This is a genomic window from Legionella massiliensis, from assembly GCF_000756815.1.
In the GTDB taxonomy this organism is placed as follows: Bacteria; Pseudomonadota; Gammaproteobacteria; order Legionellales; family Legionellaceae; genus Tatlockia; species Tatlockia massiliensis.
In genome coordinates this window covers 1,587,805-1,600,952 of the sequence record NZ_CCVW01000001.1, presented here as the reverse complement: position 1 = coordinate 1,600,952, position 13,148 = coordinate 1,587,805, and the positions used below count along the sequence as shown (strand labels likewise).

Here is a 13,148-nt window from a genome sequence, read left to right as displayed (position 1 = left end):
CGCTACGCTCTGGATGACCTGCGTCTATTACAGTCACTTGTGTAGATACCTATGGGTCAAGCCGCGGGGATTCGGAACTAATCGCGGGTTTCTATTTTTTGTCCAGTACAAGGGGTAAAAATATTACCACTTCCTGCAAACACCAAAGGTCGCTTCCTCTGAGGCCTCTCTTTTAATACCATAGCGGTCTGACAGACGCTCTACAAAACTTTGATAGCTTATCATGTACACATTGTCAGCCTGACCTGGCTTTGAAACATCATAAGGGTCTTTGAAAAATACAAAGGGAACACCGTTTACTAATTTGACCTGGTCAACCACAACACAGTGTGTCCATGCTGAAGCACGGATAGTATTTTTGCGGAAATAGAAGGCCTTACGATCTTCTGTACTTTCATCAGGATGGTGGATAACGTCCCCAGCCCCATAAAAACATCGACCAAACTTTCCCTGAAACATAATTTGCCCGTTAGTAATCAAAGCCTGTCTTAACCCCTCAAAGCCAGACTCAATTGACCATTCTGCATTTTTAAGACCAAGCTGTGCATCCAAGGCTTCTAGAACAGCAGAATAGGTAACCTGTGCTTTTTCTTTCATCACCAGAGTTCTGAAGACTCGAATTGATGAAGTACTTTCCGGTATTGCACCACCTGCAATTTTTGCATGCTTCAATTTGACAAAATATGGGTTTTTAAAAATTTCTTCTTCTATTACATAGCCTAAGCTTTGAAGTATAGCCACAGATGTTTCATGCAACTCCTCATAATCAAGCGCTGGTTTGCTCATGACAACTTTAAGGGATTTCAAAGCCTTTTCCGCTTTGCGAGCATTTTGCACCTCAAGCTCTTCACTAGACTCAGCTGCTTTTCCAACAATTAAACGAAGGCGTTGGCGAGACTCTATGCTACAGGTTAAACCTTTCTGGCCTTTGAATGGTTTTTCTCGTCCATCCAGCATTAATTTTCCTTTATGGCCAGCAACCAAGACATTCTCTTCAGTATTGGAGAAAAAAGATACTGTATAAGGCATGATGTTTAACCTCTAATTAATTTACATTGTGTAAAAAAATTATGCACTCATAGAATTATCAGAGGATTAAATTGTTGAATTTTTTATAAATGGTGATTATGAGGAAAATGGGTGGATCAGATGACACTGCTATTAAGTTAAGGAAGGTTTTGCCATTCCCGCGAAGGCGGGAAACTATTTCTAGCTAAGCACAGTGCCAATGTAGAGATGGTTTCCCGCCTTCGCGGGAATGACAAATGCCCTTAACTTAACGGCAATGAGGACGGAAGGGGACTACAACTATTTAAATTACCGGCCCATCTTCAAGCGACACAGACTGCGAATCTTGTTTGTCTTTATTGAGTAAGCGCGCTGATTCCCCGAATACCGAATTTTGCACCAATGCACTCGCTTCATTTGCCAGTTCTGCTGATTTTATTTTTATGTCAACAACAGCCGGCGTACTCGCAGTTCGTTTTCTACGAAAATTGTCTCTTTTCGCTTCTTCTTTTCCAGGTCTTGGTGAGCGAGCACTTTTGGGTGCCTCGTCTCTAAGCATTAAGGGGTCGGAGCTTGTCGTTGCTTTGAGCGGCAAGTATGTGCTAGCTGAATTAGTTCGCTTCTTCTTAATCGCTGACTGTAATTCTGCTATTTGACGACCTAACTCTGGCTGCGACTCCTCTTGCTGTTTTTCAGCTTTAACGGCAGCTGTACTAAAGGTTCTTAATCCAAAAAAACCTCGTTTTTTATCTATAGAACTTTCTCTTTTCTTTTTTTCTCTAGGACTTTGCAGCGTTTCAATACTCTCGTCCTGTTGTTCCGAAGAACTAGCCACTTCACTAGCTAAACTAGCAGAAGAAGAAGTTGGGGAGGCAGAAGAAGACGCTTCACCATGAGATAGGGTAAACGATTTCTTTCTGGGCGACTTTGGTGTGGGTGATGGCGGTAGCAGCACAGAAAGTTGCTGGAGTGCATTGGTAAATCCTATGCGATTCGCTTTCTGTTCATCTGTTAACGATAGGATAAGCGTTTTTAAGGTTGCACCAACCCCTTTTTTAAATACCTCATGGTCTAAATCCATTTCAGAACGAGGTGTTTTTGCATTAATGTCACTAAGATCCTGTTCTTTCTTTTGCAGTTCAGCTTGAGCATCAGCAACTCCTTTGCTCTTTTGAATTGCTTGTTGATGATTGAAAGCCGCTTCCTCTTTGGCATCTAAAGCAACCTTCTTCTTTTCGCCTAATTCCGCTGCAACCATGTGGCCTGTTGCTAATTCGTATAAGGTAATACCAACTGCATACTTAGACTTCGACTCAATCGAATCAATATTGACGGTACTACTGCGAGAAGACTCACTCTCGATTGATTGCGAAGTATTTAACCCTCCGCCAGACTCATAAATAGGCGTACGAAGAATATCCAAGTGAGGAACACGAGGTTTATCGCGAACACCTAACAAGGATTTGACGTCAGAAATTACGATATCGCCTTCACTGGTAACGAGGAAGTTACTGGGCTTGATATCAGGAAAAACAACACCCGCCTTTCTAAAATCAACCATAATCTGCATGATGTTTATCGCATATTTAAGCAATAAAGCCTGTTTATCCTTGATTAATTCCGCATGATTTTGCGCCTTCTTTTCCAGACTTCCTTGTTCACAATAATCAAGAAGCTCAAAATATCGAGTTCGTTGTTTATACTGAAAACTCTCGAGCAAATGTTGTTTAGGGAGATGCTTCTGTGTTCCCCCTTCTTGCAACCCTTTATAAGCGTCAATGTAGGCACCATCAGGCAATAACCGAAAAATGACAGAGGCCTCTTTGAATTTCACCAAAAAAATGGGGATGGAAGAACCGCCCAAATGGGTAATTTTTGGTTTCTTAGTGGAATTTGTCAGTTTCTTCATCTTTTCAGCTAGGGCTTCTTCTAACCGAGTAAACAAAGTGTCTGTCTCAATAAGTTGGGCAAAGGGATGTAATTGTTCTTTAACTTCTTCGTTGGCGCTATCGAAAGTATCGTCTTCCTGTTCTTTCCGAGCAACCGGAGATTTGGACTCTTTTATTTTTCTGGTTAATACATCGGGATTTTCTTGACCATCAAATCTAATGCCTAGAAATGCACGTTTTAACAATTCTATCTGTTCACTTTGCTTACCTGACTTACCCATTTTGACATTTTCTCCTAAAACAACTTAAAGAGTTTTAATTGCCGCAAATTGCACAATTATAATTCTTTTTGTGCCAAGCGCCATCTTTATTTGCAGGAGAAAAACGAAACTTAATAGGAGGCTAGCATCTAATTTTTTATTTCTTATAGTTATCAAGAGATTAGCCCGATCAATCAGAAGCGAAATCCGGAGGCAGTCATGCGCCAGATCCCGAGGCTTGCCCCATAGGTATCTACACAAGTGACTGTAATAGACGCACGTCATCCAGAGCGTAGCGAAGGATCTCCGGGATTAGCACGGTGCCATATTCAGGAGATCCTTCGCTACGCTCTGGATGACCTAATGTTGAGACAAGAAGGGACATTTGTGTAGATACCTATGGGCTTGACCGCGGGCTCCATCAGTCATGACATCTCGGATTTTGCTGCATCCAGGCTCCACAGCACAAGGCCTTGTGCAGAACGCAGGGGCGTTTTGGGGAACTCTTCCACTGCTCTTTCATTCCGCCTAGCTAAACTGAAGGATTAATGATTTCGGAGGAGCTAGGGCTAAACAGCCCTTAGCATTCATCTCAAAATGCAGTGAACCCTGTTGAATCTGCTCAATGACTTTTGATAAGTCGTTTCCATAAGCAATTGTGCGGAAAGATAAGGGAGTAGTCTCAGTTACAATTCCTGCACTCATTGCCTCAGTCCATGCATCCAGAGCAGCAATTTCAATTTTCGAAAACATATCGACTGCTTCATCGACTGGATACTTCATTCCAAGCAAATTTAACAGAACAGTTGGTTTAAAAGTGGGTGTAACCTTGGTGATTGTTAATTGTTTCTCAAAAGACTTTAATTTTTCCTGTTGTTCATCAAAAGACAAGCCATTAAACCAGCTCTGAATTTGCGCACCCACATCAGGCGTATTTTTGCGCATCAAAGCCCCTAAGGCTGCCAGATAATTGTTAGAAACTTCCAATTTGCTAACACGATAGGCCAAATAATTTTCAATCACAGGGTGGTCAATATTTGTTAGTAATTGATCTAACTCTCTTTTCAAAGCAAAAATGCTACCCGCAATTGGTTCTGTCAGAAAACTTGAACCAGCAGGCTCAATATGGCCATCGATACCAGCAATATTAAGGATCCAGCGACCGAACCAGAGGTTCAATTTATCCTGGTCGATTGCTTGGGTCTTAATGCCTTCTTTCAGGGCAAACAGCATATTATGGCCACCTTCCATATCAAGTATATGGCGGGCATGGCAATTTTTATAAAAGGCAAAACAAAGTAATTCGCGCTCAGGTTGCCCCATTTGCCGGCAGATCGGTAAAATTTCAGGACACTTTTCAACCATATAACTGATGAACTGCTCACTGTCGAAGGGTAAACCTTCTTTCAGAGCAGAAGGTATGCTTTCCTCTGCCTTATCAGATTTGGTGATAAAACAGCTTGCTATTAAGCATTGATAATCTGACTTAGATAGTGAACCAATGAAACTAGAGAGAAAGTTAAAGCTTTCTTGTGTTAACTTAATTCCCTCTTCTTGAGATTTCACAAATTCTTGCCAACGCAGAGCTGGTTCCTCTTCAGATCGCAGCAAATACAAACAATTTAAACGAGCTAAAATACGTTTTACTTCTGGGTTAATAGCATCGGGCTTTGCCTTGCCATCAGACTGACTGGTTATTACTGAATTGGTCTGCAACCACAGTAGCTGCTCAAGCATATCTGCATCAAGCACCAGGTTGGGATAATGTTCCTTGCAATAAATCTTTATGAGTTGGTCTATAGATAGGTCGTGGGCGAATAAGCCCAAAACATGCTGCGGTGAACTACTCAAAAGAATCTCCTATTGAACAAATTTTCGAAATATTAGTCTTCATGGTTGGAATTTGCAATCTATGATATTAAATAAGCATTATTGAAAATGACGATTTGACTGCAAAGCTAGTCCGGTGTAAAAGCCTCCCTTTCATAACGCAGCAAAAGACAAGAAAATGCCATCAACAATTGTTCCTATAGGGACCTACACCATTAAAAGCAAGCATAAAGCCCAAGCTGATGATTTTATCATTTCTCCTGGCGCACAATCCTGTGTGGTATTGGTCTTGGAATCACCCCATGCTATCGCTGTTGCTCATATTGATGCGCCCTCAGTCGCAGCGAAAATTACAAGCTCAATGCTCAAAGAATTAGAAAAAATGGGGGCTGGGGTCATTAGCGCTCGCCTCTATGGGGGAGATTATGGTAATCCCTTGAGAAGTTCCTCGGATATATCCAATCCAATCTATGCGGAATTAACTAAGCTGCAAATTTCCTATTCCCACAAAGACTATCAACTTACCAGCGGTTTTGTGATGGCTATCGCAACTGCCATCTGGGCCTCAAGCGCTTATGGCCCTGAATCGCAATTATTCGCCTTGGCCTGTGTTGGGCTAGCCTATAAGGCAACAAGTCTGTTAAAAGCCGCTGTACCGACAAAATGGGCACCAGGGTTTCTGGGTGAGAATATTGATGTCTCTGTCAATGTAAAAACTGGGTTTGTCCAACTTGTCAAGGATCAGAGAGACAATAGCCTCAGACTTTTGAGTCAGGCTAGAGACAGCTTAATTGCTGGAGGACAATGGCGGCACATTGAAAAGAGAATGAATTTAAATCCACAGGATCCAGGAAACGAATCTGCCCTTGCAATATTGCGGGTTTAGGGTTTGATTGGGGTTTGAAGTCGAATAAGCTCTTAAAAAACATCAATAAGTCAGATTAAACTTTATTTGGTCAATGGCGCGTGATTAGGTTGCAAAGAAACTGGCGTTGATATGAAATATGCCTGTTGTCCGAAGACAGCAAATAGAATGTATTTATCAAGGAGTTTTAAATGATGTTTAGTAAAATGCTTTTCCTCGCTGGCGGTCTTTCTGTAGCACTTAATGCTAATGCCGATGCTAATTCGTTTAATATTTATAATAAAATTTCTCCATCAACAATTACTATTAGCAATACTAGTGATTGGAGTGTTACTGGCGCAAATCCATTCTCTGCTGGTACGTACACCACCCTTAGCTGTGAATCTATTATGTGCTATTCGCCTATATTTAACGCTTCCTTCAGCGACACAGGTACTCCACTAGACGGTAAATCTTGCACGGTAGGAGTTAATTTTCAAGGCGAATCAATTAGTTCTATTTCAGTGAATTGCCCAGAACACATTTATCCTAAGGTTTCTTTTGATGGCACTGATGTTTTTATAAGTAGTAATTGAGTGACTTTGAGGAGTGTGCCTAAGCACACGTCTCGAAGCGCCACAGAGCGCAAGGCTTCGAGACGGCCTAAAGGCCTCCTCAGCCCCAACGGTTTTGTCATTCCCGCGAAGGCGGGAAACTATTTCTAGCTAAGCACAGTGCCAATCTAAAGATGGTTTCCCGTCTTCGCGGGAATGACAAATGCCCTTAACTTAACGGCAGTGGGGTGGGGGCTGACCTATTACAAAGAATGTAGATTATTTTGTAAAATCACTCCAATTCCTCATCATATTTTCATGGCAATTTGCCTTCAAATTACTATCAAAATAGACAACAAACTGTGAACCCATATTATAAACTCTTAGGTAAATCAGCCCTTTTCTATGAGTATTTACTTTATTAATTGAACTGTGCCAATCAATATACTTATTTTGCACATAATCATCATCATAAATCTTGTTAATATAGGTGTAGACTATTGTATATGGCTGCATTCTTGGATTGATAAATTTGCGCCCAATTATTCCATTTTTCCAAATTTGCCTCAGTGAGCCATAGCTCATATTTTTAAAATAAGCGGTCAATCTTTTTTGTATCTCTAAGGCAAAATCCCTCGAGCTCAGGTTAGATCCATCCAAAAATACAGGAAACCCTATTGCCAGATTAGTTATTAGTTCCTTTGCTTCCGGTACAGGCAAATTACGATTTGAAAAAGAGGTGTTAATTAAGATTTTTTGTTGTCCTGATTCCTGCTCGATAATGCGATGTAACATCCATGCGAAAATAACACTATAGGGAAAGCCTGAAAGATCATAATCACTAACCAATTTATCGATTATTCCTTTCTGAAAACAAAAGGATGAATGCTTCTTAGAAATGGGAGAGCTAAAGATAGAATCCAGTCGATTAAATTCATAGGGATTAATCTCATTCATCATTGATTCTATATCGTCAAGATTATAACTATTTCTTAGCCAGAATTTATTGACCAGATTTAAATAGTTAATCTCCTCTTCTCTGCTTAAGGTTTTTACTTTTTCTTTTCCTTCATATCGACGAAAAATTTCTTCGCGAACCAACATGGCTGACCAACCATCCATAGCTATGTGATGGTAAGCCATAGTTAGGAAATATCTGTTCTTTTTCGTTTGAATATAAATTCGTACTAAGCGCTCTGAATTCACAGTTGTACGGAGCTTTTTCTGTAGTCTACCAGGAAAAAAAATGGGCGCTTTTAACCTGAACTCTGTTTGCTTAACAGCAGCTACAAAGAAAAAACACTCTTCGATCCATTCTAATTTAGATGACAATATAAAATGATTTTCCAAGGTCTCAGAAATAGCCTTTTCCAGTCGGTCTAAATCTATGTTTTCCTTCAGTGCAAAGGAAACAATTAAGTATTTCTGTACAGAGATTAGGTCAAGAAGTTCCTGCGAATAAGCTGCTTCTTGAACTGGACTCACAGCCACAGCATCATTAAATTTTGGTGGTATAAAATTAAAATCAATAAGACAAGAATCAATATTAGCAATTTGTGTTCTTTCATTAATTCTTGAAACATCTAACCACTTCCCGGTGATTTTTAAAAAGGCTTCACTCATCTCAATATAATCAATTGACTCCAATCCTAAATCAATAACTCGCTTAGTCGGATCCACTTTATTATCAGGGAAAAATCGCTGGAAATAGTCTGTTAGATTCTGAACTTGTCGAGAGATTTTTATTAAACGATAATCAAGCTTACCACTCGCTGTAATCGGAACTTCTTCTGTAAAAACAAACTCATCAGGATGCATATAATTTGGCAGATATTTATTAAGAGTATTCTTTATTTTTTTTAACAGTATTTCATCATTAACGGCAATGCGAATTATCAAACAAACCCTATTAGATCCCTCATCATAAAAACTAACAAAATCTATATTGCCATGATACTTTTTTAATAGATACTCAATTTGATCTAAGTTAATAAGCTGCCCAAATTTTTTAATTAATCGCCCTGCTCTCGAACAAAAATACAACTCATTATTATCTACTTTTAGCAAGTCATTGGTTTTTATATAACGCAAATCATCAATGTCTTGAAAATTATTTTTCGTGAGATTGCTATCAAAATAACCCGTTGATAAATCCCCCGCAACATAGAGTTCATAGCTATCAGAATGAGGAATCAACTTATAATTACAACCTAGCCGTAGCTGCCCAAGATGAAGCCTATCTTGTTCTTGCAAAGCTGCTTTGATTTTTTTATAAAAAGGAACCAGATATTCTGTTGCACCATATAAATTATAAAAGACAGTATCTGAGCTTATGCGAGAAAACCAATCATTAATGCTTGCGATATCCAAGGTTTCCCCACTGAGTAAAACCAAGCGAATCGATCGCAAAATATTGAGATCAATTTTCTCACAATTGCGTAGCAAGATTTTAAACAGAGTTGGTGTCAGATTAAGAATCGTAATTCTGTGTTTAATTAGCGCATTAATAATGAGTTGCAATTTATTCGTCGAGCCTGAGCTAGGAAAAATGAGTCTCGCTCCTGCCAATGCGGGAATAAATAAAGGGCGAAGAGAGGCGACGAAAGTCAGCTCTGTGGTGAATAGAAAACTATCTTCTTTAGTCAGTTTAAATTCAGCAAGCCCCCAGGACAGATATCGACTTAGGGTTTCATAATGATAATGAACAACCTTAGGCTGCTCAGTTGTACCAGAGGTAAAAAATAAAATGCCTGGTAACAAGCAAAAACTTGCTTGCTCCCTATCTACAAAGTAGTAATAAAAAGAACTAGTCTCATCCTGTGTCAGTTTGCTGAAAAATTCCCTATTCATTTGCGTTGTGAGTTGCGACTGAATTAGCAATAAATCAATCTGATAATTTTGTAAATAATTCTCAATTAGCTCTGCAGATGTGGAGGGATGTATTGGTATATAAGTTTTATTAGATAACACAAGGGCATAACACAGGCAAAGCGCGTCAATTGAAGGGGAGCTGACTATCATTACAGAATGAATATTGGCTTGGTTAATCCACTCGATATATTGCCGAATTTTATTAGTGCATTCTTCGCTAGAAAGACTAGATAGATCATCTGAAAGAGAAAAGCTTGCCTCTGTCTTAAACAAGGAATCACGCAAACTCGCAGCCAACTTATTTTTCACTTCCACAGTATTTTCCTAAGAGAATGCTCTTGGTTTTTGCGAGCAACTATCAAAGCACAAGCCAGCTTTTCATCCTAGTCCAGCTTCGGGACTCGCCTCTGAAAATTGCTCTCGAATAGCGTTGCATGCCTCTTCAAGAGTATTTGCTTTGCATATTGTTTCAAACAATTTCAAACGGTTATTGATTTGCGTTGAAGCCATAGAAGGATTTCTATCAAGAGTACTAGCATTAGTGTCTACTCCTTTACGGGCTATTAGTTGCAGAGCTTGCAAATCTGTAGTTCCCTTCTTAAGAGCATCAACCAAGCCAAATAAGTTAGGATAAATTTGTCGTTTAAAGGGGATTCCAGGTTCAACAAAAGAACCGGTCTCAATTATAGAAGCAATCTCTTTGCAAGCTTCTTTAATGTCCTCATTAGTATTCTGATCCGCCATGACTAAATGTATGCTTATCTTATCTAAGGCAGAAACGACCGTTTCCAGAGCATTTTTTGTCTGACTAAAAAGAGGAAATTGCCCCTGTGCTTCCATACTAGTAATCAGAACGCTAATCTCTTCTTTTAGGTTTAAAATCGCTGCTTTATTACCGGTATCGAGCTCGCTTATTTTATCTAATACCCCCTGCAAATTATCTATTTTATCATTTAGCATTAGAATCAATTCTGGAGAATTTTCCTTTGCAGATAATTGATCTTGCATAGATATAATTTTTTTGCGAATCGTTTCCCTAGCATTAGCCAGACTGACCTCCCCTGAGGTTTTAATTTCGGCAGGTAATTTAAGGTCTTTTATAAAATCCTGTAATCTCTCTCGCTGCGAAGGACGCTGTGCTTGCCATTGCTCAAAGGCCTTTTGAGAGACAAGGATAGCCCCTTTGTCACCTTGGTTGGCTTCAACCCAATTATTCGAATGCGCTGGTATTTCCTTCATAAGCGAAAGGTCATTAATAATTGTCATATAAAGCTTATCTTTGCTGAATGTTTTAACCCACAACTCAGCGAGCAGTGAACCTATTTGACCAAATCTAAAGCCTCCTGCCCCATAAGCTTTTGATTCAGCAAGCTCAGTATCATTTAAATCAAGTGTCTTCTTTGCTTCAAAGCCAGAGGTCTTCCAGGCACGCCTTGATCCCATAAAGGCAACGATTTTTTGAAATATAGAAGGATTTTGACCATCGACGCGTGAGAAAATGAGTTTGGTATTAACCAAAGCATCAACTCTAGCCAATAACGATTGTTTGCTAAAAAATTGTGAAAAAGTTTCAGGAATTACTACACCAACATTGTTTGTACTCAAAACAGCTTCCTGTATTCGGTCTTTCACCCCGTTTAAAACCCCTGATTGGCTATGTAAATCTGAAATACCGGTATAACCCTTATTGTTTGCTACTTGAATGGCTAATTTACGTATTTGCGAAACTTCACGAGCTACCCCGCCATCGACAGCAACTACATCATTACCTGATTGATCACCGTCTATCTTAGGTAAAAACTGATTAGCCTTCTCAACAGCAGCCTTGGCGGCAAAGGATTTACCGCTACCAGAGGGCCCGGCAACGATTACTACAGGTCGTTGTGCCCATTTTTCACCCTCAAAATGGGTGGTAGACGCTCTGAATACCGCATTCATATATTCAGGGCTATTCATCTCTTCTTCTAAGGCTAAGCGATATAATTCCCTACCCTCTTTACCTAGAAAATCAACCATTTTGATGGTAGCAGACTCGGGGTTTGTATCCCGCCTGCTTGGATCAGCTAAATATTGTCCTAGAATAGATTCATCCTTTTCAGCCATAAAGCGTATAAATTGTTGACGAAAATAATTGTATTCGCCTGCTCTAGGCATCTCTACATTAGGGTGTTTTGCTTGATAACTACGAACCTTCAATTTATAAGTTAATTGGTATTTCTTAATCCCTTCGTGCAAATGTCTCAAACTTTCTTGGGGTAAACGATCTCTGACAAAGGTTGCATCCGCCTCTTTCCCTTCATCAGCTTCAGGATAGTCTTTGTTATAACATCCTAATTGTCTAAGTAAAGCCTCTGCGCTCATCGTCTTAAACCTTTATAAGGAATATATAATTCAATATTAGGTTATTTTTTAGACAAATTCAGGCTGGTGGGAAGTTCTGGATAAACAAAGGGCTTGAATTATATTCAAGCCCTTTGTTTATTGATTAAAGACCTAAGCTCTTCAAAGCACCATCGATACGGCTTACCTTGGCAGCTTTTTCCTCTTTCGTTAAATTATGGTCCTTATTTCCACCAAGCGTTATAGAAACTCTATTAAAAAAGCCTGGTTTCTTATTAGTTCTAGTTTCTTCTTCTGATGCAGAATTTTCTATAAGCTCAGCTCTACTTTCGGTCTTACATTTATTTTTAAACATAACTTAAACTCTATCTAAATTTTACAAAACTCCTTCTCCCCTACCGAATTCCCGCGGCTTGACCGCGGGATCCATGGATTTGCACCAGGTTTAGACCCCGCGGTCAAGCCGCGGGGATTCGTAATGGTAGGCGGATTTAAAGCACAATTAAGAGGCTAGCAAATGCTAGCCGCGTGCAAGATTAACAAAATTTGGCCAGCTAAACACTATTTAACTGACATTAATTGTATTATTCACCCTAACATAGCTCGTTATCCTGAGCGCAGCGAAGGATCCCCGGCATGGCACCGTGCTAATCCCGGAGATCCTTCGCTGCGCTCAGGATAGCGGACTATGTTAGGGGCAAGAGGGGCGTGACCTACCACTAATTTAACTCAATCCCCTCTTCCTTGAGTGATTTTTTAATTGAAGGTCTATTTTTCAACTCAGCAAAATAAGCGCTTAGTTGTGGTAAATCGCTTATATCAACATTCATTCTGCCTGCCCATAACAGCATCACAAATAAATAAGCATCTGGCATAGCAAAATGATCGCCGCTGAGATATCGGTGTTCGCCAAGCTGCTTGTTGAGCTTAGTCAACTTGGTTTTGATAATTGGAATAAAGAGGCTTTCTTTTAATTCTTGCGGAACCATCGGGTTAAATAAATTTGAAAAACTTTTATGAATCTCCGTTGATACATAGTTAGACCAGGCAAGAACCTTATAACGCTGCAAATCCCCAACTGCAGGGCATAATGCTGTAGCTTTATAAGTATCGACAAGGTATTGCTGAATAATAAAGTTTTCGGTGAGTACCACTCCCTTAGAGACTTCTAAGGCTGGGACAGCGCCCTTGGGATTGATCTGATAATAGTCTTCATTGTTCTCAGTCTTTTTAACTTTCAAATCAACTGCTTCATACTCAGAATCTACGCCTATTTCATTAATGACAATGCGAACAACAAGGGAGCAAGCTCCTTTTGAGTAATATAATTTCATTATTTATCCTTATTGTGAGATTAGATAACTATTTAAGCATGTAAACAAATTTGATTCTACGGGGTTAGAGACCCGTGCTTAAATCACCCCTCATCCGCCCCTCTGGGGAGAAGGTGCCGCGAAGCGGCGGATGAGGGGCTGAGTTGCTCAGGGTGAACAGATATAAACATCCTCCCCCACCCTTTCCACACACTTATCCCCAGAAATTGTGGATAACA

Annotated in this window: 9 protein-coding genes; 2 read left to right on the top strand and 7 right to left on the bottom strand. The window is 39.8% G+C overall.

What is annotated here, in order from left to right; all coding sequences use genetic code 11:
• Positions 1 to 123: 123 nt before the first annotated feature.
• From BN1094_RS06920 to BN1094_RS06910, 3 genes are all read right to left on the bottom strand, one after another.
• A complete protein-coding gene (locus BN1094_RS06920; RefSeq protein WP_043873536.1) occupies positions 124 to 1,029 on the bottom strand; it encodes a hypothetical protein in 906 nt (301 codons plus the stop codon).
• Between the two features lie 283 nt (positions 1,030 to 1,312).
• The gene (locus tag BN1094_RS06915) at positions 1,313 to 3,178 is read right to left on the bottom strand and encodes a protein kinase domain-containing protein (RefSeq protein WP_043873535.1); all 1,866 of its coding nucleotides are present in this window, start codon (positions 3,176 to 3,178) and stop codon (positions 1,313 to 1,315) included.
• A gap of 507 nt (positions 3,179 to 3,685) precedes the next feature.
• The gene (locus tag BN1094_RS06910) at positions 3,686 to 5,008 is read right to left on the bottom strand and encodes a hypothetical protein (RefSeq protein WP_043873534.1); all 1,323 of its coding nucleotides are present in this window, start codon (positions 5,006 to 5,008) and stop codon (positions 3,686 to 3,688) included.
• A 157-nt stretch (positions 5,009 to 5,165) separates the two neighbouring features.
• On the opposite strand from BN1094_RS06910, the gene BN1094_RS06905 reads away from it, so the two are divergent.
• The gene (locus tag BN1094_RS06905) at positions 5,166 to 5,873 is read left to right on the top strand and encodes a hypothetical protein (protein ID WP_043873533.1); all 708 of its coding nucleotides are present in this window, start codon (positions 5,166 to 5,168) and stop codon (positions 5,871 to 5,873) included.
• 170 nt (positions 5,874 to 6,043) lie between these two features.
• Positions 6,044 to 6,427 carry a hypothetical protein gene (locus tag BN1094_RS06900; RefSeq protein ID WP_043873532.1) on the top strand — a complete coding sequence of 128 codons (384 nt, stop codon included), beginning with the start codon at positions 6,044 to 6,046 and terminating at the stop codon, positions 6,425 to 6,427.
• A gap of 237 nt (positions 6,428 to 6,664) precedes the next feature.
• Here the strand turns inward: BN1094_RS06900 and BN1094_RS06895 are convergent, their stop codons facing one another.
• The 4 genes from BN1094_RS06895 to gstA form a co-directional block, all read right to left on the bottom strand.
• On the bottom strand, positions 6,665 to 9,571 hold the full coding sequence (locus BN1094_RS06895; protein ID WP_043873531.1) for an AMP-binding protein: 2,907 nt from the start codon (positions 9,569 to 9,571) through the stop codon (positions 6,665 to 6,667).
• A 63-nt stretch (positions 9,572 to 9,634) separates the two neighbouring features.
• Positions 9,635 to 11,617 carry a nucleoside/nucleotide kinase family protein gene (locus BN1094_RS06890; RefSeq protein WP_052403170.1) on the bottom strand — a complete coding sequence of 661 codons (1,983 nt, stop codon included), beginning with the start codon at positions 11,615 to 11,617 and terminating at the stop codon, positions 9,635 to 9,637.
• Positions 11,618 to 11,741: 124 nt separating this feature from the next.
• Positions 11,742 to 11,951 (bottom strand): hypothetical protein, encoded by a 210-nt coding sequence (locus BN1094_RS06885; protein WP_043873530.1) that lies wholly within the window; start codon positions 11,949 to 11,951, stop codon positions 11,742 to 11,744.
• A 364-nt stretch (positions 11,952 to 12,315) separates the two neighbouring features.
• A complete protein-coding gene (gene gstA / locus BN1094_RS06880) occupies positions 12,316 to 12,930 on the bottom strand; it encodes a glutathione transferase GstA (protein WP_043873529.1) in 615 nt (204 codons plus the stop codon).
• Between the last annotated feature and the right edge of the window lie 218 nt (positions 12,931 to 13,148).

Excerpts from the sequence above, each read along its gene's own strand:
- BN1094_RS06900 (WP_043873532.1), top strand. The coding sequence starts at position 6,044 with ATGATGTTTAGTAAAATGCTTTTCCTCGCTGGCGGTCTTTCTGTAGCA.
- BN1094_RS06885 (WP_043873530.1), bottom strand. The coding sequence starts at position 11,951 with ATGTTTAAAAATAAATGTAAGACCGAAAGTAGAGCTGAGCTTATAGAA.
- BN1094_RS06890 (WP_052403170.1), bottom strand. The coding sequence starts at position 11,617 with ATGAGCGCAGAGGCTTTACTTAGACAATTAGGATGTTATAACAAAGAC.
- BN1094_RS06915 (WP_043873535.1), bottom strand. The coding sequence starts at position 3,178 with ATGGGTAAGTCAGGTAAGCAAAGTGAACAGATAGAATTGTTAAAACGT.
- BN1094_RS06905 (WP_043873533.1), top strand. The coding sequence starts at position 5,166 with ATGCCATCAACAATTGTTCCTATAGGGACCTACACCATTAAAAGCAAG.
- gstA (WP_043873529.1), bottom strand. The coding sequence starts at position 12,930 with ATGAAATTATATTACTCAAAAGGAGCTTGCTCCCTTGTTGTTCGCATT.
- BN1094_RS06920 (WP_043873536.1), bottom strand. The coding sequence starts at position 1,029 with ATGCCTTATACAGTATCTTTTTTCTCCAATACTGAAGAGAATGTCTTG.